The organism is Streptomyces sp. NPDC052701 (assembly GCF_040678355.1).
Taxonomy (GTDB): domain Bacteria; phylum Actinomycetota; class Actinomycetes; order Streptomycetales; family Streptomycetaceae; genus Streptomyces.
This window is the reverse complement of record NZ_JBFATO010000042.1, coordinates 17,405-40,865: the sequence shown is the minus strand read 5'-3', so window position 1 is coordinate 40,865 and position 23,461 is coordinate 17,405. Positions and strand designations below refer to the sequence as shown.

The window sequence follows — 23,461 nt, the reverse complement described above, 5'->3', positions numbered from 1 at the left end:
TCCTCGAAACCCGCCGGGTGTCACGGCGCCCGGCGGTGAAACCCGGACGGGGCAACGCGCGGAACCGGACCCGACACCGAGGAGATCTCGTGGCCCGCACACTCGACGACGTCCACCAGGAGATCCGCAAGGCGGTGGCCGAGCGGGCCGCCGCGCTGTGGGACGTGGCCCTGCGGCTGCACGCCGAACCCGAGTACGCCTTCGCCGAGCACCGGGCGGCGGCCCTGCTCTCGGGGGAGCTGGAGCGGGCCGGTTTCGCGGTGGAGCGCGGGGTGGCCGGGATGCCCACCGCGTTCGCCGCGCGCTCGGGCGAGGGCCGGCCCGCGGTGGCGCTGCTGCTGGAGTACGACGCCCTGCCCGGCCTCGGCCACGCCTGCGGGCACAACCTCATCGCGGCCGCCGGCCTGGGGGCCGCGCTGGCCCTGCGGGACGTGCCGGAGGCGTCCGCCGGGGCGGTGCTGGCGGTGGGCACCCCCGCCGAGGAGGGCGGCGGCGGGAAGGCGCTGGAGGTGGAGGCCGGGGTGTTCGACGGCGTCGACGCGGCGCTGATGTTCCACCCGGGGGTGCACAGCTGGGCGCGGGCGCCGCTGACCGCGCAGGTGCAGTACCGGGTGGGCTTCCACGGCCGGGCCGCGCATCCGACGGGCAACCCGACCGAGGGCGTCGACGCGCTCGCGGCGCTCGTGGAGCTGTTCAACGTCCTGGCCGCGCTGGGGCGCCGGCTGCCGGAGGCCTCCCACGTGCAGGGCATCGTCACGCACGGCGGCACGGCCACCAACATCGTCCCCGAGTACGCCGAGGGCCTGTTCGGGCTGCGCGCGGCCACCACCGGGGCGCTGGAGGACCTGACGGAGCAGCTGCGCACGTGCGCGCAGGGCGTCGCGCGGGCCACCGGCACCACCGCCGAGGTCGAGCGCGCCACCGTGCGCTACGAGCACTTCCACGACAGCGCGGTGCTGTCCGAGCGGTTCGCCCGGCACCTGTCCCGGTCGGGCATCGCGCTGACCCCGCCCGCGCCCGGCGTCTACCTGGGCTCCTCCGACATCGGCAACGTCAGCACACGGCTGCCGGCCATCCACCCCTTCGTCGCGATCATGGATCCGGACGGTTCCGACCACACCCCCGAGTTCGCCGAGGCCGCCGCCTCGCCGCGGGCCCGCGAGGTCCTCGTCGCCGCGACGGAGGCGCTGGCGTGCACCGCGGCGGACGTCCTGCTCAGCCCCGAGCTGCGGGCCGAGGCCTGGGAAGGACACCGGCCGGCGGTGGCGCGGCGCTGACGGGGGCCGCCGGGGCGCGGGACGGGGCACCCGTCGCCCGAACGGCCGGAGGCGGCGTGTGGTGACGGTGTCCGGGGGCACTCGGGCCTGCGCCGAAAGGCAGCACGATGATCACGGGAGGTGCCATGACGGTGCAGGAGACCGGCTACGACGATCAGGGCGAGGACCCGCTGAAGGGCTACGCCGCGCTGGCCGGCACGTTCGCGACGGGCGTCGCGCTGTTCGCCGTCGCGGCGCGGCGCCGAGGGCTGCAACTGCCCGAGCGGGTGCCGCCGTGGGACCTCGCGCTGCTGGGCACGGCCACCTTCAGGGCCTCCCGGCTGCTGTCCAAGGACAGGGTCACCGGCTTCCTGCGGGCCCCGTTCACCCGCCGCCAGGGGGACGCCAAGGACAAGGAGGTCAACGACACGGCGCGCGGCGGCCAGGCGCGGCGTGCCGTCGGCAGCCTGCTGTCCTGCCCGTTCTGCACGGCCACCTGGATCGGCGGCGCGCTGACCGCCTCCTACGCCTGCGCCCCGAGGGCCACCCGGCTGCTGTGCGCCGGGCTGAGCGCCGTGACGATGGCGGACTGGCTGCAGTACGCCTGGACGCGGACGCAGCAGAGCGCCGAGGGCTGAGGCCGTGCCCGACCTGGCGGTGCTGGTGGGCCTGCAGGCGTCGGGCAAGTCCGTCTTCTGCGCCCGGCACCTGAAGGACCGCTACGCGCTGGTCGGCAAGGACGCCTTTCCGCGCGGCGCCCGCCGCAAGCAGGAGCGGCAGATGCGGCTCGTCGAACAGGCACTGGCCGCCGGGCAGTCGGTGGCGGTCGACAACACCAACCCCTCGCCCGAGGAGTGGCGCCCGCTGGTGGCCGCCGGGCACGCCCACGGCGCCACCGTCACGGCGTACTGGTTCCCCCCGGACCTGGCGGGCTCCCTGCGCCGCAACGCCGCGCGCACGGGCCGCGCACGGGTTCCCGACGCCGGCCTGCACGCCACCTGGCGGCGGCTTCGACGCCCCTGTCCCGCCGACGGCTTCGACGCGGTGTTCGCCGTCCGCTTCGACGGGCGCGGCGGCTTCGAGGTGCGCCCGGCGGACGAGGCGGCCCGGCCGCGGTGAGATCACCGGCCGGGCCGGCGCCGATTGGGCCCGGGCCCGCGGGGGAACCCGGCGACCGCTGTTGCCACCGACACCCTTGGAGAGGCCATGAGTCTGTTGCGTGTGCTCGGCCGTCCCCTGCTGGCCTCGATGTTCGTCGCGGGAGGACTGGAATCCGTCCGCCGCCCCGAGCAGGTCGCCCCGATCGCCGACCCCGTCGTGCAGCCGGTCACCGAACGGATCTGGGCCCTGCCCGACCGCACCGAGCAGGTCGTGCGGCTCACCGGAGCCGTGCAGGTCGCGGCGGGGCTGATGCTGGCGACCGGTCGCACGCCGCGGGTGGCGGCGCTCGCCGTCGCGGGCACGCTCGTCCCCACGACGCTGGCGGCGCACCGCTTCTGGGAGGTGGACGACCCCTCCGAACGCGGTCAGCAGCGCATCCACTTCTTCAAGAACCTCTCGATGCTCGGCGGGCTGCTGATCGCCGCCGACGACACCGGGGCGGCCCCCTCGCTGCTGTGGCGCGGCCGGCACGCCACGCGGGGCCTGCACCGCGACGCCAGGCTGGTGCGCCGCTCAGTGCGGGCCACCACCGGCCCGGCCGCGGCCGTCGCCCGCATCAGGGCCGGGCTGTCCGCCTGAACGGCGGGTCCCGGCCCGCACCGCGTTAGCCCTCCTGGGGACGAGGGGACCCGGGGGGCGTGGCGGGTCCCGTCCGGGCCGCCACGATCCGGCTGGAGGTGAAGGACATGGGACACGGAGGAAACGTCATCGACGAACTGGTGACCGATCACCGGGAGGTCGAGGAGCTCTTCGGCAAGATCGAGGCGCTGCCGCCCGGTCACCAGGACCGCAAGGCGTACGCCGACCAGGTCACGATGGAACTGGTCCGGCACTCGGTGGCCGAGGAGCAGTACCTCTACCCGGCCGTGCGGGAGCACATCCCGGACGGCGACGCGCTCGCCGACCGGGAGCTGGAGGACCACGCCAAGGCCGAGCAGATCATGAAGGACCTGGAGGGCTGCGACGCGGGCGACGCCGACTTCGACCGGCTCGTCGGCATGCTGATGGCCGAGATCCGCTCGCACATCGCCGACGAGGAGGGCAACCTCTTCCCCGGGCTGCGCGCGGCCTGTCCTCCGGAGGCGCTCGACCAGCTGGGCGACAAGGTCCGGCAGGCGAAGAAGACGGCCCCGACCCGGCCGCACCCGGCCGCTCCGGACAAGCCGCCGATGAACAAGCTGCTGGCTCCGGGCGCCGGCATGGTCGACCGGCTGCGCGACGCGATGAGCGGCCGCGGCAAGACGGACTGACACCGCCCGGCCGGCCGGACGAACGCCGCGTCTCGGGCCCGTCGCCTCGGCGACGGGCCCTTTTCCGTGCCGGGCGGGCCCCTTCCGTGCCGGGCGGCCCTCTCCCGTGCCAGGCGGGTCCCTTCCCTGCCGGGTGGGCCCTTTCCCTGCCAGGCGGGCCCTTTCCCTGCCAGGCGGGCCCCTTCCGTGCCGGGCGGCACTCTCCCGTGCCAGGCGGGTCCCTTCCCTGCCAGGCGGGCACTCCCCCGTGCCGGACGGGCCCGGCGACGGCGAGCTGCTCGTCCGCCCCGAGGTCCGCGCGCCGCACCGACCGGCCGGCGGCCACCGACGGCACGCTCCCAATCGCGCCCCCGACCACGCCGTCGACGCGGCACGGGGAGCGCGGCTCGTCGCCGTCACCGGGGACGGCGGCGTGCACCTCCGCCGGCCGGGGCCCGCCTCCAGGAGGGCGGCGCCCGACCGGCGGAGGTGCACGCCGCCGGCGTCATCAGGACGCCCTTCCTCTCCCCGCCCCGTCGGCGCGGTGCGGCGGCGGCCCCCCGGGTGCCCCGGGCGAGTCGCTTCCCTGGCCCGGCACCGGCCGCCGCCCTCCACGCGAGCGGGCCACGGCGGCGTACGGGCGGGTCCGTGGCGGCCGTCACCCCGGCGAGGCCGGACGGCGGGCACGGCCGGTGGCTGTGAGCAACCACACTCGTGGCGGCAAGGCGCCGACACGGGGCGGGACTTGGCGTGCGTACGCCGCGCGCCGCACGGGCGTCCGGCGGGGACCGGGCGGCACGTTCTGCCACGATGTTCCGCGCCCGTCCCGGCGACGGGGGCCACCGTGCAGCGCAGCCGGTGTTTCCGCCCCCTTCGCCTCTCCCGCTGAGTCGTCCGACTCGTCTTCGAATAACGCACTGTGTCTTCCTCGCCCTCCCCTGCCCCGCCCGCCCCGCCCGCCCCCGCGCCGGATCGCGCCTCCCCGCCCGCCGGGCCCGTCTCGCGCTCGCCCTGGCGGTCCCTGCGGTACCCCAGCATGCGCTGGTGGTCCGTCGCGAACTTCGTGTCCAACGCCGGTACGTGGATGCAGCTCACGGTGCAGAACCTGCTGGTCCTGCAGATCACCGGGTCCGCCGCCGCGACGGGGCTGTCCATGTCGGTGCAGGCCGCTCCGGCCCTGCTGGTGAGCCTGCTGGGCGGCGCGGCCGTCGACCGCTGGCCGCGCAGGCTCACGGCGGCCGTCAGCCAGGCCCTGCTCGGCGCGATCGCCTTCACGACGGCCGTCCTGGTGGCGCTGGACCGGCTCGACATGACCACGCTGCTGGTGCTGGCCGCCGTGACCGGTGTCGTCGCCACCGTCGACGGACCCGCCTGCGCCCTGCTGGGCAACGACCTGGTGCCGCCTGAGGACGTGCCCTCCGCGATCGGGGTGGGTGCCCTGGTGCACCAGGCGGGGCGGCTGGCGGGAGCGGCCCTGGCCGGGGTGACGGCCGCATTCCTCGGCACGTCCGCCGCGTACTTCGCGAACGGGCTGTCGTTCCTCTTCGTGGCCTCGGTGATCCCGTTCCTGCGTCCGGCGTGCGGGGCGGCGCGGCGGGTCGCCGAGGAGCGGCGGAGCGGCGGCCGGGACATGACCGTCCGGCAGGGGCTGGCGTTCTTCGCGCGGCGCCCCCGCCTGGTGGCGCTCGCCGGTGTCACGGGGGTCAGCGCGGTGTTCGGCCGCAACTACGGGCTCACCCTGGCCGTGCTCGTCACCGGGCCGCTGGCGGGCGGTGCCGGCGCGTTCGGCACGGTGTCCACGGTGCTCGCCGTCGGCGGCATCCTGGGCGCGGTCGTCGGCGCCCGGCTGCGCCGCCCGTCGGTGCGGCTGGTGGGCGCGCTGGCGGCCGCCGGGGGACTGCTGCAGGTGGCGGCGGGGATGTCGCCGTCGCTGACCGTGCTGCTGGTGCTCGTGCTGCCGATGGCCGTGGTGGAGTCCGTCTCCGACACCGCCGGAACGGCCGTCCTGCAGACCGACCCGCCCGCCCGTCTGCGGGGCCGGGTGCTGGGCGTGTGGGGCAGCGTCGGCACGGTGTGGGGCCTGGGCGGTCCGCCCGCGCTCGGCCTGCTGATGGAACTGGCCGGGGCGCGCGGGGCGCTCGTCGCCGGCGGGCTGGTCATCGCCGGCTCCGTCGCGGCGGGCCACCTGCTGCACGGGCGCCGGGCCGGCACGCCGGTGGTGGTCCGCGCGGAGGGGGGCGACGTGACGGGCAGGGCGGCCCTGGACACGGCGGCCTGAGCGGCCCGGGTCCGCGGCGGCCCGCGTCCGGCCCGTCCCGTCAGGAGCCGGACGACCTGAGCGCCACCGCCGCGGCCTTCGCCGCCCGGCGCGCCAGCAGGGTCGTGGAACGGCCGTCGAGGTACGGCAGGACCACCGCCTGGCCGCCCCAGGTGCGCAGCGCCTCCGCCTCGGGCAGGTCCTGCACGGAGTAGTCGCCGCCCTTGACCCACACGTCGGGCCGCAGCCGGGTGAGGACCGCCTCCGGGGTGTCCTCCTCGAAGACCACCACGGCGTCGACGCTGCCGAGCGCGGCCAGGACGCGGGCCCGGTCCGCCGCCGGGTTGAGCGGGCGGCCGGGGCCCTTGCGGCGGGTGACGGACGCGTCGGAGTTGAGGCAGACGACGAGGCAGTCGCCGATGCGCCGGGCGCTCTCCAGCAGGCCGACGTGCCCGGCGTGCACCAGGTCGAAGCAGCCGCCGGTGGCGACCACGGTGCCGCCCCGGGCCCGCACCCGCTCCACGAGTTCGAACGCGTCGGCCGCGGGGTCCTGCGCCGGACGGTCGGCGGGCTCGGCCCGCCACAGCTCCGGGTTGCCCGCCCCGCCCGCCGCGACGAACGCGGCGGCCTCGGCGACCGCCCGCTGGAGCGCCTCCTCCGGCAGCAGGCCGTCCGCCAGGGCCGCGGCGGTCGTGGCGGCGAAGCAGTCGCCCGCACCGCACGGGTCCCCGGCGGCCCGGTAGGGCGCGGGGACGAGCATCGGCGTGCCGGTGCCGGGCCGGGCCAGCAGCACCCCGCGGTCGCCGAGGGTGACGGCGACGCCCGCCGCCCGCCAGCGTTCCGCCAGTTCCGCCCCGCGCTCGGCGTACGCGCCCAGCGAGGTGCCGCCGTTCCCGGGGCACAGGGTGAGCGCCTCGGCCGCGTTGGGGGTGACGAGCCGTGCCCCGGGGACGGGGGCGTCGCCCCTGGGGTGCGGGTCCCACACCAGCGGGGTGCGGCGGGCCACGGCCTCCAGGCACGGGCGCAGCGCCCCGGCGGTGCGGCGGCCGTAGTCGGCCACCAGGACGGCGTGGGCGCCGCGCAGCGCGTCGCGCACCGCGTCGTCCGGTTCGCCGGGCGTGCCGCCGCCCCGGTCGATCCGCACCACGGGCCGGCCGCCCGCCAGGACGCGGGTCTTCACCGGCAGGGTGCCCCTGAGCGGGATCTCCAGCAGCCGGACCCGGCCGTGCAGGTCGCGTCGGACGGCCTCGCTGGCCTCGTCGTCGCCGAGCGCGGTCACCAGGACCACCTCCCGGCCGCCCCGGGCGGCGAGCGCGGCGGCCAGTCCGGCCCCGCCGGGGTGCCGCCGGTCGCCGGTGACGTCGACGACGGGGGCGGGGGCGTCCGGGGCGAGGCGGGTGGAGACGCCCTCGATGTCCTCGTCGAGCAGGGCGTCCCCGACGACCGCGAGCGGCTTCGGTCCGGTCATGACAGGCTCCCGTGGGTGGTGACGGTGCGCCGCGCGATCGGTGCGGACACGGCGGTGTCGAAGCACTCGCAGAGCAGGTGCACGGCGACCAGGTGCACCTCCTGCACGGTGGCGGTGCTGTCGGCGTCGACGCACAGGGCCTCGTGGGCGGCCTCCGCGAGGGGGTTGGGGCCGCGTCCGGTGAGCGCCCACACCCGCAGTCCGGCCCGCCGGGCGGTGCCGGCCGCCGCGATCAGGTTGGCGCTGCGGCCGGAGGTGGACAGCAGCGCCAGCACGTCGCCGGGGCGGCCGTGGGCGGTGACCTGGCGGGCGTAGACGTGGTCGAAGCCGTAGTCGTTGCCGATGGCGGTCACGCTGGAGGTCTCGGCGTGCAGGGAGATCGCCGAGTAGGCGCGACGCTCCCGGCGGTAGCGGCCGACGAGTTCGGCGGTCAGGTGCTGGGCCTGGGCGGCGCTGCCGCCGTTGCCGGCGGCCAGCAGCCGGCCGCCGGCGGTGAGGGCGTCGGCGAGCCGCCCGCCCCAGTCGGCGATCCGGTCGAGGTCGTGCCGGCGGAACCGGGCGAGTGCCTCCTCCAGCGACCGGCAGTGCAGGCGCGCGGCATCGAGCGCGGCCTGTGCGGGGTGTGCGGGCTGTGCGGGGTGTGCGGCGTGATCGCTCATGGCTGACCGGGCGTACCGCCTCGGGGGGACGGCGGCGGGACCCGCACCTCCTTCGTGCATCGGGCGTCGGGCATCGGGCGTCGGCGGGATGGTCGGGGCCGGGGTCAGCCGGCACCCGTGGCGGCGGACTCGGCGTCGAGGACCTCGCAGTACGCCGTCTCCGTGGCCGCCGCGACCTGGCCCCAGCCGTACCGGCTCAGGACCCGGCGGCGGCCGGCGACACCGCACGCCTCGCGGGCCGCCGGGTCGGCCAGCAGCCCGGCGACGGCGCGGGCCAGGGCCTCGGGGTCGCGGGGCGGCACCAGGCGTCCGGTGCCCGGGTCGGCGACGGTGTCGAGCTGCCCGCCGACCGCGCTGGCCACGACGGGCACCCCGCAGGCCATGGCCTCCAGCGGCACGATGCCGAAGGGCTCGTAGTCGGCGGGGCACACCACCACGTCGGCGGAGCGCAGCAGCGGCGGCACCCGGTCGCTGGGCACGCCGCCGGTGAAGCGGACCCGGTCGGCGACCCCGGCGTCCCGGGCGACGCCGCGCAGCCGACGCGCCTCCGGGTCGTCGTCCAGCAGGTGCGCCGGGGGGCCGCCGACCACCAGCAGCTCGGTGTCGGGCAGCCGGGCGAGCGCGGCGACGGACACCGCGGCGCCCTTGCGCGGCACGAGCCGGCCCAGCTGGAGGATGCGGTGGCGGTACGGTCCGCGCGGCACGGCCGGCCCCCGCGGGGTGAACAGCCCGGTGTCGACGCCGCACGGCACGATGACGGCCTTGTGGGCGGGAATGCCCATCCGCGCCAGTTCGACGACCTCGTCGCGGCAGGTGGCGACGATGCGGTCGCAGCCCAGGCCCACCTCGGTCTCGCAGGGGATCCGCTCCGGCGGGCTGGTGTCGGCGAGCCGCTGGTGCCGGCGCTTGACGGTGCCGAGCGCGTGGTACGTGTGCAGCAGGGGCAGGCCCCGTTCGCGGGCCGCGCGCAGGGCGGCCAGGCCCGACATCCAGAAGTGCGAGTGCACCAGGTCCGGTGGCCGTCTGCGCCAGATCCGGGCCAGATAGCCGCCGAACTCGTCCATGTAGGGCAGGAGTTCGTCCTTGGGCAGCGGTTCGGGCGGTCCGGCGGGCACGTGGTGCACCTCGACGCCGTCGCGCAGCGGCACCCGGTCCGGCAGGTCGGCCGTGTCGCGCCGGGTGTAGACGGTGACGCGGTGGCCCCGGCCGGCGAGCGCGGCCGCGAGGGAGGCGACGTGCACGTTCTGTCCGCCGGCGTCGACCCCGCCGAGCGCGGCGAGCGGGCTGGCGTGCTCGGAGACCAGCGCGATCGACAGCACGCCCGGGCCGAGGGGGTCGCCGCCGAGCGGGCCGGTGGGCAGGGAGCTGAGGGACGGGGTCATGAGCACACCTCCGTGATCAGGCGCTCCCAGTCGGCCAGGAAGCGCTTGAGCCCGTACCGTTCGAGGGCCGCCTGCCGGGCGCGCGTCCCGTCCGCGGCCGCGGCCTCGGGTTCGTGGAGGTAGCGGCGGGCGGCGCGGGCCAGGACGTCGGGGCGGGTGGACAGGACACCGGCGCCGGGCGGGACGGCCCGTACCGCCTCGGTGGTGGCGAGCGCCAGGACGGGCAGGCCGAGGTGCATCGCCTCCAGCAGGGACAGGCCGAGGGAGGTCCAGCGCACCGGGTGCAGGTACATCCGGCGCTCGGCCAGCGCCGCGTGCAGCTCGCCCTGCGGCAGGTCGGCGGTGCGGCAGCGGTCCGGCGGCAGGCCGAGGTGGGCGGCCAGGCCCTCGGTGCGCATGCCGAACACGTCCAGCGGCACGGCCTCGGCCAGCGCGGGCAGCAGGTCCGTGCCGGTGTACCGGCCGCGCCGGACGGGTTCGTTGACGACGACGGCGGCGCGGGCCAGCCGTCCGGTGTAGCAGTGTCCCGGGTCGACGACGCCGTGTTCGACCACCTCGGTGCGGGTGGTGCCGCAGTCCCAGAACAGCCGGTTGAAGTGGGTGACGTGCACCACCGTCAGGTCGTGCCGGTCCGCGCACGGGTGCCGGGTGTTCGGGACGTCGCCGTCCGGCGCGTTGTGCTCCAGGTAGACGGCGGGCACGTCCCGTCCGGGGCGGCGTCCGCCGAGCCAGCGCTCGGCCAGGTCCGGCTCGTGCGGCCGCTGGAGCACGACCAGGTCGACCGGCGTGTCGCGCAGCTCCCCCGGGGTGGCCTCGCGCACCGAGGCGGGCCAGGGGAAGGTGCGGGCCCGGCCGAGGCCGTCCGGGCCGCGGTCCGGGGTGACCGGGACGACGTAGGTGTGCGGGCCCTGGACGAACGCCGTCGTCCAGGAGCCGTGCACGTGCCACAGCAGGATGTTCATACGGCCGCTCCTCGCTCCGTCTGCTCCCCCGGGTCCCGTGGATCCCCCTGGTCGTCCCCGCTCCCCCGGAGGGCCGCCACGGCGGCGAGCACCTCGGCGTCGCCGATCCCGTCGAGGCAGGGGTGGCCCGGTACCGGGCAGTGCCGGGCCCGGGTGTGCGCGCAGGCCGCGCCCTGGTCGCCGAGCAGGACGTGCGGCACGCCGTACGGCGCCCACCGCTCGGCCGGGACGACCGGCGCGAACAGGCTGACGACGGGGGTGCCGACCGCGGCGGCGAGGTGGGCGGGACCGGTGTTGCCGGCCACGACCACCCGCGCCCCGGCCAGTACGCCGGCCAGCTGCCGCAGGTCGGTGGCGCCGCCCAGGTCCACGGCGTGCCGGCCGGCGACCCGGGCGGTCAGCTCCCGTTCCGCGCGGCCTCCGGTGACCACGACCCGGTGGCCCTCGGCGGACAGGGCGGCCACGGCCCGCGCCGCCCGCCCGGCGCTCCAGGCACGCGCGGGCACGGCGGCGCCGGGATGCACCACGACGTACGGCCCGGCGCCGGTGAGGTGGGTGGTGACGGGCGGGGGCGTGACGCGCAGCCGGCCGTCGTCGCCGGGCGGCAGGGCGAACCCGGCGGCCCGGGCCAGGTCGAGGGCGGCCAGGGCCTCGTGCCGGTGGGGCAGCCGGTGGTGGCGCAGGTCGAGCAGCGCGCCGGGGTAGTCCTCGCTGTCGGCGCCGGTCCAGCCGATGCCGGCCAGCTTCAGCAGCAGCGCGGCGGGCAGCGGGCTCTGGTGGTACGACACGAGCACCAGGGCCCGGTCGAAGCACCGGGCCGTCAGCGTCCGCACCAGCTCCCGGGTGGCCGCCCGCGTCACCGGCGCGGGGTCGAACCCCGCCCAGGGGGCGTCGTAGGTCAGCACGTCGGCCACGCCGGGCAGCAGCCGCCCGGCCGCCGCGCCCTGCGGTCCGCACAGCAGCGCGGTGTACGAGGACCCGGCCGCCACGGCACGCACGGCGGGCCCGGCCAGCAGGACGTCGCCCGCGCTGTCCAGACGGACGACGAGCGTGCGGGGCAGCCGGCCGCGGCGGATCATCGCGGCTCCCCCGCCGGCACTCGCCGTCCCGCGCCTTCGGCCGGCCGGCGGGGCACCGGCCGCAGCGGGGCCCCGCCGGCGCCGGCCGCGTCGCCCCGCGCCCCGGCGGGCGCCCGCGCGGCGCGCACCGCGTCCGCGTCCCCGGCCGGCCGGCCGGACAGCGCGCGGCGCAGGGGCCCCGCGCCGCCGGGGCCGCCGGTCCGACGGCCCGCGGTGGCCCTCGCGGCGCGCACCGTACCGACGGTCCCTGACTCCCGGCAGGGTGCGGGCGTTCGCGCCGCGGGCCCGTCCGCGGGCGGCGCGAGGGCGGCCCGTGCCGGGGCGCCGGTGCCGTGGACACGGGCGGCGTGGGTGCCGGAGGGGGCGGCCGCCGGCGGCGCGGCCGGGCCGGGTGGCGGCGCGCCCGGGTGCCCGGCGGGCGGCCGGGGGCCGGTCGCCGGGCTTTCCGGGCTGGCGGGGCGGGTCACGACCGCAGCCGTTCCCTGGCCACCGGGCGCGGGGCCGGGGCCGGCTCCCCGGTCCCGTGCCGCGCGTACGGCGGTGTCGCGCGGTACGCGACCCGGCCGCGCAGCCAGTGCCAGGTCGCGGCGGGCGGGATGAGCACGCTGGTGGCCGCCATGGTGGCGATCTCGTCCCGGGTGCGCGGCCCGGGCAGGATCCTGGCCAGGGCGAACTCCGCGGTGCCGGCCAGCCAGGCGGCGGCGCAGGCCGCGGCGGCACGGCGCCGGCCGAGCACGGCGCAGCCCAGCGCCGCCAGCCCGGTGCCCGTCACCGCCAGGTGGGCGCGCAGGCGGCCCCGGGGCGCGTCCGCGCGGCGCCACCAGTCGCGGCCGTGCAGGCGGGTCATCAGGACGTCGTCGGCGTTGCCCGCCTGGAGCCGGACCGAGATCCAGCGCCCGGCGGGCCGCACGGGGTGGGTGGTGATGCGCCGGCCCTCGGTCAGGTCCCAGCCGGCGTCCCGCATCCGCAGCGCGAGGTCGGCGTCCTCGCGGAAGGCCCGCCGGAAGCGTTCGTCGAAGCCGCCGACGGCCTCCAGGGCCACGCGGCGGCAGGCCATGTCGGCGGTGATCCAGCGGGCGCCGGCGAGTCCGGCGGTGTTGCGTTCCCAGTCGGTGGGGCGGCGGTCGGCGGGCAGGGGCACCTCGATCCGGGCGGTGACGGCGGCGGTCCAGCCGGTCGCCGCCGTGAGGTCGAGGGCCAGGTCGTCGCCCCAGGTGGGGCCGGGGACGACGTCGTCGTCGAGGAAGACGATCCAGGGCAGGTCCCCGGCCGCCCGCCATCCGGTGTTCCGGGCGGCCGCGGGCCCGCGCCCGCCGCCGTGCACGACCATGGTGCGTGCGCGCAGGGACGGCGGGACGGCGGCCGCCAGTGTCCCGGTGGGGTCGGGACGGTCGTCGACGAGGACGACCCGGGACGGCCTCGGCCCGCTCGTCTCGGCCAGCGCGCGCAGGCAGGTGCCCAGGCTCGGCCGGCCGAGCGTGGGGACGACCACGGCGTACGCGGTCGTGTCGTCGGGCCCGGGCATCACAGTCCTCCGTCGCCGGCGGCGCGGAACAGGTCGCCGCGCCGGATCGCGTACGGGCCGACGGCCAGCAGGTCGACGGGCGAGGAGCCGAAGCACTCCAGCGCGTCGCGCGGGTCGTCCACCATGGGCCGGCCGGCCGTGTTGAGGCTGGTGTTGACCACCACGGGCAGCCCGGTGAGCCGCTCGAACTCGCTCAGCATCCGGGCCACCAGGGGTTCGCGCCCGGGGTCGACGGTCTGGATGCGGGCGGTGCCGTCGACGTGGACGACGGCCGGGATGCGCTCCCTCCAGGCCGGGGCCACGTCGTGCACGAACAGCATGTACGGGCTGGGGAGCGGGCCGTCGAAGATCTCGGCGGCGCGGTCGGCGAGCACCATCGGGGCGACGGGCCGGAACTGCTCGCGGCCCTTGACGTCGTTGAGCCGCTCCAGGTTGCCCGCGTGCCCGGGGTGGGCGAGCAGCGAGCGGTGGCCGAGCGCCCGGGGACCGTACTCGGAGCGGCCCTGGAACCAGGCGACGATCCCGTTGTCCGCCAGGGCGCGGGCCACGGTCGCGGCGATGTCGGGGGGCCGTTCGAAGGGGACGGCGGCCGTCTTCAGCCAGGCCCCCAGCTCCGCGTCGGACCAGTCCCGGCCGAGGTCGGCGCCGGTCATGGGCTCCGGTTCGTCGCCCCCGCCGGCGGACAGCAGCAGGGCGCCGCCGAGGGCCGTACCGGCGTCACCGGCGGCGGGCTGCACCCACACCCGGCCGAAGGGGCCCTCGCGGGCGACGCGGGAGTTGGCGACGCAGTTGAGGGCGACGCCTCCGGCGAGGGTGAGCACGTCGTCGTGGGTACGGCCGTGCAGCCAGCGCACCAGGTCGAGCAGGGTCTCCTCCAGCGCGGCCTGCGCGCTGGCGGCGACGTCGGCGTGGTCCTGGGTCCACGGTTCGCCCGCGCCGCGCGGCGCGCACAGCTCGTGCCAGGGCACGCCGGTGGCGCGGAAGCCGCCGTCGCCGGTGGGGTGGACGTGGCGGCGCAGCTCGGCGAGCATGCGCGGGCGGCCGTGGGAGGCCAGCGCCATCACCTTGAACTCGTCGCAGGAGCGCAGGAAGCCCAGGTGCTCGGTGAGCTCCTCGTAGACCAGTCCGAGGGAGTGCGGCAGGTCCTGCGCGTACAGCGGCTCCAGCCGGTCGCCCACGCGGCGGGCGGCCAGGTGGGAGGCGCGTTCGCCGCGGCCGTCCAGGACCAGGGCGGAGGAGGTGCCGGCGTCGGGTGCGGCGAAGGCGCCGGAGGCGGCGTGGGCCAGGTGGTGGGGCACGAAGCGGACGATGCCGGGGTCCAGGCCGGGCAGCGCGGCCTGGAGGAAGCCGGGGGCCTCGCGGGCGTAGGTCAGCCGCAGGTGGTCCCAGGGGTCGTCCAGGCCCATGTCCCCGGCGGGCCGGGCGAGGGCCGGGTCGAAGGAGTAGGCGACCGCGTCCAGGTCCTGCGGGCGCAGGCCGGCGCGCTTCAGGCACCAGGCGGCGGCCTTCTCGGGCAGCTCCCAGGCGGAGAACGGCACCGGCCGCTTCCCGTGCTTGCGCCGGGAGAACCGTTCCTCCTCCGCGGCGGCGACGGTCCGCCCGTCGATCACCAGGGCGGCGGCGGGGTCGTGGAAGAGGGCGTTGATTCCGAGGATGCGCATGGGGTGGCAGGCCTTTCGGGAATCGGGGCGGGCCCGGTGCCGCGGTTCGCGGGGCCCGGGGGCCGCCGGGTCCGCCGGGCCGGTGGTGGCGGGCGGCGGGGCCGGTGCCGGCCGGCGGCGATGAAGCGGGCCCGGCGGGTCGCGGCTCAGCGGTCGGTCTGCTCGCGGAACCAGGCGATCGTGCGGCGCAGCCCCTCCTCGGCGCGCACCCTCGGTTCCCAGCCGAGCTTGTCGCGGGCCAGCGTGATGTCGGGGCAGCGCAGGGCCGGGTCGTCCACCGGGCGTTCGATGAAGCGGATCTGCGCGTCGGACCCGGCCAGTTCGATGACGAGCCGCGCCAGGTCGAGCATGGTGATCTCGGCCGGGTTGCCGATGTTCACCGGACCGCGCATGCCGTGGGCGGCCGCCGCCAGGACGCCGCCCACGGTGTCGTCGACGTAGCACAGCGACCGGGTCTGGCGTCCGTCGCCGGTCACGGTGAGGGGCTCGCCGGCCAGGGCCTGCCGGACGAAGGTGGGCACGGCGCGTCCGTCGCGCCCGCGCATCCGCGGGCCGTAGGTGTTGAACAGCCGCACGATGCAGGTGTCGGTGCCGTAGGTCTCGGCGTACGCGGTGGTCAGCGCCTCGCCGAACCGCTTGGCCTCGTCGTACACGCTGCGCGGGCCGACCGGGTTGACGTTGCCCCAGTAGCGCTCGTCCTGCGGATTCTGCTGCGGGTCGCCGTACACCTCGGACGTGGAGGCCAGCACGAAGCGGGCGCCGCAGGCACGGGCGAGTTCCAGGGCGTTGCGGGTGCCGAGGCTGCCGGTCTCCATCGTGTGCAGCGGGAGCCGCAGGTAGTCCGCGGGGGACGCCGGGGAGGCGAAGTGCAGGATGAGGTCGGGCGGCCGCTTGACGTGCAGGCCCTCGGCCACGTCGGCCTGCACCAGGGTGAACCCGGGGCGGTCCAGCAGCGCCGTGATGTTCTCGGGCCGGCCGGTGCAGAAGTCGTCCACGCAGGTGACGGCCGTGCCCGCGTCCAGCAGGGCGGTGCACAGGTGGGAGCCGACGAATCCGGCGCCGCCGGTGACGACGGCGTGTTCCCAGCTCCGTGGGAGGGCGGTGGTCATCTCGGTCTCTCCTCCGTCAGCGGCGTCGGTGGCCGGCGCGACGGTTCCGCCTCGGGCCGCCGAGGGTGGCCGGAGGCCGTCGAGCCCACGATCAGCGTCCGCCGAGCGCGGGGCCGGAGCACGACCGCCTACGGCGAACAGGTGAATCACGGAGTGTGACGGAGGGGAGGATGTGTCTGTCCGCGCAGGTCGGAGCGGCAACCACCGCCCGGTCCCGTCGTCCGGCCGACGGCGGCCCGGGGCTCAGGCGATCAGCGTGTGCCCCGGCTTCAGCAGGTCGAGGAGCTGGGAGTGGTGGAGTGCGGCCACGGGGGCGAGCAGGTCGGGGTGGCGCAACAGCACGGCCGCCCGGCGGTCGCCGTCGTCGGGCGCGAGCAGGCGCCGGAAGCCGACGGGCGTGCCGGTGCCGGGCCCGCCGTCGGCGAGCGCGGCCACCGCCAGGGCGGCCAGTTCCGGGTCGGTGAGCAGGCAGGCCGCCCAGCTCGCCAGGACCTCGTCGACCCAGGTGCGCCAGGCGTGGGTGTCGGTGTCGCCGGCGGTGTCGGCGCCGGTGACCCAGTCCAGGCGGGCGGATCCCCCGGGGCCCGCCATGCCGAGCAGGGCGGCGTCCATCGCGGTCGGGTACCTGAGCCGGGCCGCGACGGTCACGGCCTGCCGTGCCTGCGCCTCGCACAGGGCGCGGGCCAGCGCTCCGCCGGAGGCGGGGAAGGCGCGGGTGAGCCATTGCGCGGTCGCCGCGATGACCGGGGAGAGATCTGCGTGCACTGCGGGGCCGTCCGTGCTGCTGCGGGGTCGGGGGTCTGCACACGGTAACCTCCGGCCGGCGCGGGGGGACATGGCCCGGGCCTCCCGCGGGGCGTGGCCTCGGCCACACCGTTCAGCGGCGCGGCCGGCTCACCAGAACCGGTGGGTGAGGGCCGGCTGGCGGGCGGCCTCGACCGCGTCGCGCAGCCGCAGGGCGACGCTGATGGTGGCGCGCAGGGCCGAGGGACGGACGGTCTGGGCGATCTCGGTGGCCAGCACCAGCAGGCAGGCGGCGGCCTGTTCGACGACGGCGAGGGGGAGCGTGTAGTCGCTGTCCTCGGCCGAGCGGAACGCCTTCAAGGGGATCCCGGCGCCGTCGATGGCCCGCTGCGCGGCCTGCTCCAGGTGGTGCGCGGCCTCTTCGCAGAGGGAGGCGGGCAGGACGATGGTGCGCTGGAACGCTGAACTCGTCATGCCCCGACTGCTCCCCCGCCGTCGGCCGCCCGATCGGCGAGGGCCGGATAGTTCACCGTCCCGCGTGACCGATTCGTGGCGAATGTCGCGGAACGGCGCCTGCGCGCGGTCCGGACACGACGCCCGCCCGGAACGAACGGCCGCTGCGGCGATCGCCCACCGCGCCGGCGGCCCGCCACCCGTGCGGACCGGAGGGAGGGAACCCGGACCGTACGCGGGGAGACGGAGCCCGGACGGGACGGACGGGACGGGGCGAAGCCCGGACGGGACGGGCGGTACGGGCGGTACGGGCGGTACGGACGGGACGGGCGGTACGGACGGGACAAAGCCCGGCAGGCCCTGTTCGGCGCCGGCGACCCGTCCGGGTGCCGGTGCGACCCGGTCCGGTCGCCGTCCCCCGGCCGTACCCTGGTGGCCGTGCACACATGGACGATCATCCGGGACCCGGCGGCGGCCGCGCCGCACCCGCGCCGGTGCGCGCAGGCCGGCCCGTGACCGCCCGGCCGGCCGGGGAAGGGCCCGGAGCCGCCGCCGCGCGCCTCACCGGGCGGGCGGTGACCGGCGAGCGTGCGCTGTCCGGATCGCTCGCCGAGATCACCCTCGACGACGGCCGGGTGGTGATGGTCAAACGCGGTGACGGACCGGGGTCCACCCGGGCCGAGGCGGCCGGGCTGCGCTGGCTGGCGGAGGCGGGAACGGTCCGGGTGCCGGCCGTGCGCGGCCAGGACGAGACCTGGCTCGTCACCGACCGCGTCCCGCGGAGCCGGCCGGGCCGGGAGGCGGCCGTCCGGTTCGGCCGGGACCTCGCCGCCCTGCACGCCGCCGGCGCGCCGGCGTTCGGCGCCCCGCCGCCGGGCGGCCCGGTGGACGCGTACATCGGGCGGGCGCCCCTGCGCAACGTCCGCGGCACCGACTGGCCGCGCTGGTACGCCGAGCACCGCGTCCTGCCGTATCTGCGGCGGGCGGTGGACCAGGGCACCGTACGGCCCGGCGAGGCGTCCGTCGTCGAGCGGCTCTGCGGGCGGCTGCCCGAGCTGGCCGGGCCCGCCGAGCCGCCCGCCCGGCTGCACGGCGACCTGTGGAACGGCAACGTGCTGTGGGCCCGCGACGGGCACGTCCGGCTGATCGATCCGGCCGCCCACGGCGGGCACCGGGAGACCGACCTGGCGATGCTCCGGCTCTTCGGCTGCCCGTACCTGGAGGAGGTGCTGGAGGGGTACCGGGAGGCGGCCCCGCTCGCCGACGGCTGGGCCGGGCGCGTCGGCGTGCACCAGCTCTTCCCGCTGCTGGTGCACGCCGTGCTGTTCGGACGCGGTTACGCCGAACAGGCGCTGGCCGCGGCCCGGGCCGCCCTGGCGCTGTGACCGCTCAGCGGGTCACGACGTGCCGCTCGTTCGGGACGCAGTGGGTCATGGTGAGGCCCTCGACGTCGCGCGGCGGGTTCTTGCCGAGGTTGGCGAGGCGTTCGCGGTCCTCGTCCGTGAGGTCCTGGCTGGCCAGCGGCTCCAGGTGCTTGACGTCCTCCGGGCCGATGCCGAGCCCCTCGCCCACCCGCAGGCCGAGGTCGTTCTCGACCAGCAGGAAGTGCCACACCATGCGCTCCTGCACGGGCCGGTCGCACTGGGACAGCAGGTTGACGAAGTTCTTCACCAGGTCGTCGCGCTTCCACTCCTCCATGAGCAGGTAGCGCTGGCCCGCCTGCAGGTAGTCGTTGGTGCGCGGGATGCGCTTGCGGGTGAGCCGGCCCCTGATCTCCGGGCCCTGCTCGTCGTGCGTCGGGTACTCGGCCTCGCGCAGGCCGCCCAGGATCGACGGCTCGTAGTTGACGGTGGGGTTCTCGCCGCCGCCGTCCACGTAGTACGCCATCTGGCCGCCGCGCTGGTTGGTGCGCACCGGCGCGTTCTTGGCCTGGTTGACCGGCAGCTGGAGGTAGTTGGGGCCGACCCGGTAGCGCTGGGTGTCGCTGTAGGAGAAGGTCCGGCCGACGAGCATCTTGTCGTCGGAGAAGTCCAGGCCGTCGACGAGCACACCGGTGCCGAACGAGATCTGCTCGTTCTCGGCGAAGAAGTCCTCCGGCATCCGGTCGAGCACCATCCGCCCCACCGGCTTCGGCGGGAACTCCTGCTCGGGCCAGGTCTTGGTGTCGTCGAGCGGGTCGAAGTCCAGCTCCGGGTGCTCGTGGTCCTCCATCATCTGGACCAGCAGCTCCCACTCCGGGTAGTCCCCGCGGGCGACCGCCTCGTACAGGTCCTTGGTGGCGTGGCCCAGGGATTCGGCCTGGACGTTCGCGGCGTCCTCCTCGGTCATGCTGCGCACGCCCTGCTTGGGCATCCAGTGGTACTTGACGAGGACGGTGTCGCCCTCGGCGTTGACCCACTTGTATGTGTTCACGCCGAAGCCCTGCATGTGGCGGTAGTCGGACGGGATGCCGCGCGGGCTGAACAGGTTGACCAGCATGTGCATCGACTCGGGCGTCTGCGACATGAAGTCGAAGATGCGCCGGGGCTGCTGCTCGAAGGTGACCGGGTCCGGCTTGAGGGCGTGGATGACGTCCGGGAACTTGATCGCGTCCCGGATGAAGAAGACGCCCAGGTTGTTGCCGACCAGGTCCCAGTTGCCGTCCTCGGTGTAGAACTTCACGGCGAAGCCGCGCGGGTCGCGGGCGGCCTCGGAGGAGTCGCGCCCGCCGATGACGGTGGAGAACCGGACGGCCAGGTCGGTGCGCTTGCCGCGCTCCTGGAACAGCTTGGCCCGGGTGTAGCGGCTGATCGGCTCGTCGCCCCAGCTGCCGTAGGCCTCGAAGAAGCCGTAGGCGGTGACGCCGCGGGCGTGCACGACCCGCTCGGGGATGCGTTCGCGGTCGAAGTGGCTGATCTTCTCGAGGAACTGGTAGTTCTCCAGCGTGGCGGGACCGCGGGCGCCGACCGTGCGCTGGTTCTGGTTGTCGTAGACCGGATGGCCCTGACGGTTGGTGAGCACCTTGCGGTCGTCGCCCGGCGCGGGACCGGTGCCGGATACGTCCGTCATGTGGAGGGCTCCTTCGACTCGTGGCCGTCGGCGGCCCGGACCAGACAGCGGGCAGCCTCCGGCCGGTGACGGCGGGACCGCCCGAGTACCCGGCCGTGCCGCGTCACTCACGCTCCAGAAAAGCGCGAGTGCGCGGGACGCGCACCTCGGGATGCGCACTTCGGTGCGGCCCGGCCGCCCTCCCGGCCGTCGGCGGGCCGCTCGCGGACGCGCGGAGCGGGACGGCCCGGCGGCACGGCGAGGGCCCGGGCACCGTGACGAGCACGGTGCCCGGGCCCTGCCGCGCGGCGGCCGTCAGCCGCCGTTCAGGCGCGAGCGGAGGAGCTGCTTGCCCAGCTCCGCGCCCTTGCGGCTGTCCGCCTGGGCCTTGCGGAACAGGTCGGCGACCTCGGTGTCCTTGGCGCGCTCGGCGTCCTGGATGTAGCTCTCCAGGCGCAGCGCGTTGCTCAGGCACGCCTCGACGTACCAGATCAGGTTGTAGTCCTTGTCCTGGGTACCGGTCACGCCGCCGGTCTCCGTCTCGCTGGTCATGCGGGCCTCCCTTTCGCGGTACTCGTCCGGGATCCGCACACGCCCGGGCCCGCGGCGCCGGGGGGCGGACCTCTTCACCGCGGGCCGGGTACCCGGCTTCTCCAGGGGCACACCGCCTTGCGGAATGTGGCCGAACCGCGCCCCGTCCGCCCCCGACGGCCTCCCCGGGAGACGCCCATCGCGCGGCCCGCCCTGGCCGGGGGCCCCGGCCAGCGGGTGAGCGGGGCCGCGGCAGGTGCCGTCCTCGCCGCCTCCGGGAGGCGGGGGGCACCGGTGCCGCCGCGCGGCCGGCCGGGCCGCACCGCCGGGCGGCCACGGGGGCGCGACCGGTCCCCCGTGCCGGTCGTGCCCCTGCGGCGCGTCGAAACTACGTGCACGCCGGAGGTCTTGTGAACCGTGCCGGTGCCCGCTGCGGCGGCCGCGGGACTCAGCCGTGCACAGAGGAGTCCGGATGGCCCGAATTCGTCCCCGGTGCGGACGGCTCGCCCACTCCGGGGAGCACCGGCCGGCCGAGGTCCCCGGCCACCAGGTGGGCCAGCACCACCTCGTAGAGGTCAGTGCCGGCGGCGAGCAGCCGGCGTTCGAGGACGGGCTCGGCGCTGCGGACGTGCTCGCGCACGGTCTGGGCGTGCACGCCCAGGGTCTGCGCGGCCCGTTCGGCGTTGCCCCCGGCGGCGATCCAGGCGCGCAGGGTACGGCGGGTGTTGCGCGCGTCGGTGTCCAGGCGCCCCAGCAGGTCCCGCGCCCAGGTGCGGACCGCGGGCCCGGCCGGCAGGTCGGCGAGCCCGGGAGCGAGCCGTGCGGAGTCCGCGTCGGGCGGCCCGTCCGGCAGGCCGACCTGTGTGTTGAGCGCCAGGTGGACGACGGCGCGGACGGTGAGGTCGCTGAAGTCCGTGCGCAGCAGGGCCTCGACGCGTTCCATCCGGGCGCGGACCGTGTTGCGGCTCACGCCGAGGACCTTGGCCGCGTTCACGGCGGTGAACTCCAGGCCGAGCCGGGTGGTGGCGAGGAGTTCGGCGCGGGTGTGGTGCGGCAGCGTGTCGAGCGGGCGCAGGACGCGGGCCGTCCAGTCGCGCAGCGCCCGTGGGTCCATCAGGCGCTCGGGGTGGGTGCGTTCGGCGTAGACGGCCGTCTTGTCCGGCCGGAAGCGCGCGACGGCGAGGGCGCTGACGGCCTGCCCGTACGCGGTGGCGGTCCGGGCGAGGTTCTGCCGGAGGCTGCCGCCGAGGAAGGTGCCCGGGTGCCGTCCGACCAGCGACCGCAGGGCGTCGTTCGTGGCCTCGCGGGGAGCGACGACGATCACGTGCCCGTCCATGGCCGGGCAGCGCACGACCAGGGCCTCCTCGCGCGTGGCGTCCAGGCACTCCTCGGCGAGCCGGTCCCGCTCCCCGGGGCCGGTCTCGACGACGTAGACGTACGTCGTGTCGGTGTCGAGGAGGCCCGGCCAGAACCCGGCGGCCACGCGGCGGGCCGCGACGGTGTCCTCGACCATCAACAGTTGCAGGATCGCCAGGCGCAGGTCGGAGGTGGCGCGCCGGAGCCGGTGTCCGGCCGCGGCGGACTCGTGGGCGGCCAGCAGGAGTTCCAGCACCTGGGCGGTGTGGGTGACGACGTCGGAGGCGTGCCGGTCGAAGGGGGTGGCGCGGGAGACGGCCAGCACGCAGGGCCGCGCGGGGTGTTCCACCCGGATCAGGCGCAGGTGGCGCCCGTCGCCGTCCCAGGCGGCGGAGGCGATGCGGCGGGCGGCGACGTCCGCGACGAGGTCCTCCCGCAGCGGCAGCCCGGTCCCGGCGAGGAGGGTGCCGTCGGCGTCCTGGAGGGCGACCGTCGCCTGCGCGGCGCCGGCGAGCCAGGCGACGACCCTGCGCACGTCGCGGCCGGCGGGCCGCAGATGGCCGAGCAGTTCCTCCGCCCACGTCGGGCGCCCGCCGGACCTCCCGTCCCGCTGCCGTGCCCCGTACGCTCCGCCGGTCACCTCGGCCGTCCTCTCGTCTCGTGCCGCCCCGGCCCGCCGGTCGGGGACGTTACCTCACCCGGCCCGGGCCCCCGTCCCGCGCGGACGGCGTCCTGCGCGGCGCTCCGGGCCCGGTCGGCGCGCCCGCGCCCGCGGGCGCGGCTTAAGCTCGGCGGATGGCGAAGTACTTCGACGTGCACCCCGACAACCCCCAGCCGCGCACCATCGCGCAGGTCGCCGACAGCGTCCGCTCGGGCGCTCTGGTCGCGTACCCCACGGACTCCTGCTACGCGCTGGGATGCCGGATCGGCAACCGCGACGGCATCGACCGGATCCGTACGATCCGCCGGCTGGACGACCGGCATCACTTCACCCTGGTCTGCCAGGACTTCGCGCAGCTCGGCCAGTTCGTGCGGATCGACAACGACGTGTTCCGGACGATCAAGGCGTCGACGCCGGGCAGCTACACGTTCATCCTGCCCGCGACGAAGGAGGTGCCGCGCATGCTGCAGCACCCGAAGAAGAAGACCGTCGGCGTGCGCATCCCCGACCACGTCGTCACGCAGGCCCTGCTGGCCGAGCTGGGGGAGCCGCTGCTGTCCAGCACACTGCTGCTGCCGGACGAGGAGGAGCCGATGACGCAGGGCTGGGAGATCAAGGACCGGCTCGACCACGTCGTGGACGCGGTGGTCGACTCCGGCGAGTGCGGCACCGAGCCGACCACCGTCATCGACTTCTCCGGCGGGGAGGCCGAGATCGTCCGGCGGGGTGCGGGGGACGTCTCGCGGTTCGAGTGACGAAAGCCCCGGGGAGATCCGGCCCGACGTGTTCCCAAGGGCCTTCCAACGGCCCCCCGGGGTCTTCCCGGGGCTTCTTGAGGCCGTCCCCGGGCGGCCGTGACGGCCGGGGACCGGTGGTCCTCCCGTGCCCGGGCGTGCCACGGCGGCCGTGATCCGCCCGGTGCCGCGGGCGCGGTTCCCCCG

General features: G+C 76.7%; 21 protein-coding genes. 8 read left to right on the top strand and 13 right to left on the bottom strand.

Annotation, left to right across the window (positions count from 1 at the left end):
* The first annotated feature begins 89 nt into the window (after positions 1–89).
* From AB0L29_RS31385 to AB0L29_RS31360, 6 genes are all read left to right on the top strand, one after another.
* Positions 90–1,277 carry an amidohydrolase gene (locus AB0L29_RS31385; RefSeq protein ID WP_365831995.1) on the top strand — a complete coding sequence of 396 codons (1,188 nt, stop codon included), beginning with the start codon at positions 90–92 and terminating at the stop codon, positions 1,275–1,277.
* Between the two features lie 125 nt (positions 1,278–1,402).
* Positions 1,403–1,894, top strand: coding sequence for a DUF1360 domain-containing protein (locus AB0L29_RS31380; protein ID WP_365831993.1), 492 nt, complete (start codon positions 1,403–1,405; stop codon positions 1,892–1,894).
* Positions 1,895–1,898: 4 nt separating this feature from the next.
* Positions 1,899–2,375: an AAA family ATPase gene (locus tag AB0L29_RS31375; protein ID WP_365831991.1), complete on the top strand. Its 477-nt coding sequence runs from the start codon at positions 1,899–1,901 to the stop codon at positions 2,373–2,375.
* Positions 2,376–2,462: 87 nt separating this feature from the next.
* Complete coding sequence (locus tag AB0L29_RS31370) at positions 2,463–2,996, top strand: DoxX family protein (RefSeq protein ID WP_365831989.1); 534 nt, start codon at positions 2,463–2,465, stop codon at positions 2,994–2,996.
* Positions 2,997–3,103: 107 nt separating this feature from the next.
* Positions 3,104–3,667 carry a hemerythrin domain-containing protein gene (locus tag AB0L29_RS31365; RefSeq protein WP_365831987.1) on the top strand — a complete coding sequence of 188 codons (564 nt, stop codon included), beginning with the start codon at positions 3,104–3,106 and terminating at the stop codon, positions 3,665–3,667.
* An 898-nt stretch (positions 3,668–4,565) separates the two neighbouring features.
* Positions 4,566–5,924, top strand: a complete 1,359-nt coding sequence (locus AB0L29_RS31360) for an MFS transporter (RefSeq protein ID WP_365831985.1) — start codon at positions 4,566–4,568, stop codon at positions 5,922–5,924.
* Between the two features lie 40 nt (positions 5,925–5,964).
* Here the strand turns inward: AB0L29_RS31360 and rfaE2 are convergent, their stop codons facing one another.
* The 10 genes from rfaE2 to AB0L29_RS31310 all read right to left on the bottom strand — a co-directional run bounded on the left by rfaE2 (position 5,965) and on the right by AB0L29_RS31310 (position 16,966).
* Positions 5,965–7,371 carry a D-glycero-beta-D-manno-heptose 1-phosphate adenylyltransferase gene (gene rfaE2, locus AB0L29_RS31355; RefSeq protein ID WP_365831983.1) on the bottom strand — a complete coding sequence of 469 codons (1,407 nt, stop codon included), beginning with the start codon at positions 7,369–7,371 and terminating at the stop codon, positions 5,965–5,967.
* Complete coding sequence (locus AB0L29_RS31350; RefSeq protein ID WP_365831981.1) at positions 7,368–8,030, bottom strand: SIS domain-containing protein; 663 nt, start codon at positions 8,028–8,030, stop codon at positions 7,368–7,370. Before AB0L29_RS31350 ends, rfaE2 begins: the two co-directional genes overlap by 4 nt.
* Before the next feature lie 104 nt (positions 8,031–8,134).
* Positions 8,135–9,412: a glycosyltransferase gene (locus tag AB0L29_RS31345; protein ID WP_365831979.1), complete on the bottom strand. Its 1,278-nt coding sequence runs from the start codon at positions 9,410–9,412 to the stop codon at positions 8,135–8,137.
* On the bottom strand, positions 9,409–10,374 hold the full coding sequence (locus AB0L29_RS31340) for a glycosyltransferase (RefSeq protein ID WP_365831977.1): 966 nt from the start codon (positions 10,372–10,374) through the stop codon (positions 9,409–9,411). Before AB0L29_RS31340 ends, AB0L29_RS31345 begins: the two co-directional genes overlap by 4 nt.
* Positions 10,371–11,453, bottom strand: a complete 1,083-nt coding sequence (locus AB0L29_RS31335; RefSeq protein ID WP_365831975.1) for a glycosyltransferase family 9 protein — start codon at positions 11,451–11,453, stop codon at positions 10,371–10,373. The genes AB0L29_RS31340 and AB0L29_RS31335 overlap by 4 nt, the downstream gene beginning before the upstream one ends.
* 463 nt (positions 11,454–11,916) lie before the next feature.
* Positions 11,917–12,978 carry a glycosyltransferase gene (locus AB0L29_RS31330; RefSeq protein ID WP_365831973.1) on the bottom strand — a complete coding sequence of 354 codons (1,062 nt, stop codon included), beginning with the start codon at positions 12,976–12,978 and terminating at the stop codon, positions 11,917–11,919.
* On the bottom strand, positions 12,978–14,639 hold the full coding sequence (locus tag AB0L29_RS31325; RefSeq protein ID WP_365831971.1) for a carbamoyltransferase C-terminal domain-containing protein: 1,662 nt from the start codon (positions 14,637–14,639) through the stop codon (positions 12,978–12,980). The genes AB0L29_RS31330 and AB0L29_RS31325 overlap by 1 nt, the downstream gene beginning before the upstream one ends.
* Positions 14,640–14,785: 146 nt before the next feature.
* Positions 14,786–15,748: a UDP-glucuronic acid decarboxylase family protein gene (locus tag AB0L29_RS31320; RefSeq protein WP_365831969.1), complete on the bottom strand. Its 963-nt coding sequence runs from the start codon at positions 15,746–15,748 to the stop codon at positions 14,786–14,788.
* A gap of 243 nt (positions 15,749–15,991) precedes the next feature.
* The gene (locus AB0L29_RS31315) at positions 15,992–16,513 is read right to left on the bottom strand and encodes a hypothetical protein (RefSeq protein WP_365831968.1); all 522 of its coding nucleotides are present in this window, start codon (positions 16,511–16,513) and stop codon (positions 15,992–15,994) included.
* A 129-nt stretch (positions 16,514–16,642) separates the two neighbouring features.
* A complete protein-coding gene (locus AB0L29_RS31310; RefSeq protein ID WP_365831966.1) occupies positions 16,643–16,966 on the bottom strand; it encodes a hypothetical protein in 324 nt (107 codons plus the stop codon).
* A 491-nt stretch (positions 16,967–17,457) separates the two neighbouring features.
* Between AB0L29_RS31310 and AB0L29_RS31305 the strand changes: the two genes are divergently transcribed.
* A complete protein-coding gene (locus AB0L29_RS31305) occupies positions 17,458–18,330 on the top strand; it encodes a fructosamine kinase family protein (protein ID WP_365832038.1) in 873 nt (290 codons plus the stop codon).
* Positions 18,331–18,334: 4 nt separating this feature from the next.
* Here the strand turns inward: AB0L29_RS31305 and AB0L29_RS31300 are convergent, their stop codons facing one another.
* From AB0L29_RS31300 to AB0L29_RS31290, 3 genes are all read right to left on the bottom strand, one after another.
* The gene (locus AB0L29_RS31300) at positions 18,335–19,993 is read right to left on the bottom strand and encodes a catalase (protein WP_365831964.1); all 1,659 of its coding nucleotides are present in this window, start codon (positions 19,991–19,993) and stop codon (positions 18,335–18,337) included.
* 294 nt (positions 19,994–20,287) lie between these two features.
* Complete coding sequence (locus AB0L29_RS31295) at positions 20,288–20,524, bottom strand: hypothetical protein (protein WP_365831962.1); 237 nt, start codon at positions 20,522–20,524, stop codon at positions 20,288–20,290.
* 427 nt (positions 20,525–20,951) lie between these two features.
* Positions 20,952–22,499, bottom strand: coding sequence for a helix-turn-helix domain-containing protein (locus AB0L29_RS31290; protein ID WP_365831960.1), 1,548 nt, complete (start codon positions 22,497–22,499; stop codon positions 20,952–20,954).
* Positions 22,500–22,654: 155 nt separating this feature from the next.
* Here AB0L29_RS31290 and AB0L29_RS31285 point away from each other — a divergent pair, with 155 nt between their 5' ends.
* Positions 22,655–23,275 (top strand): L-threonylcarbamoyladenylate synthase, encoded by a 621-nt coding sequence (locus AB0L29_RS31285; RefSeq protein ID WP_365831958.1) that lies wholly within the window; start codon positions 22,655–22,657, stop codon positions 23,273–23,275.
* Positions 23,276–23,461: the final 186 nt, after the last annotated feature.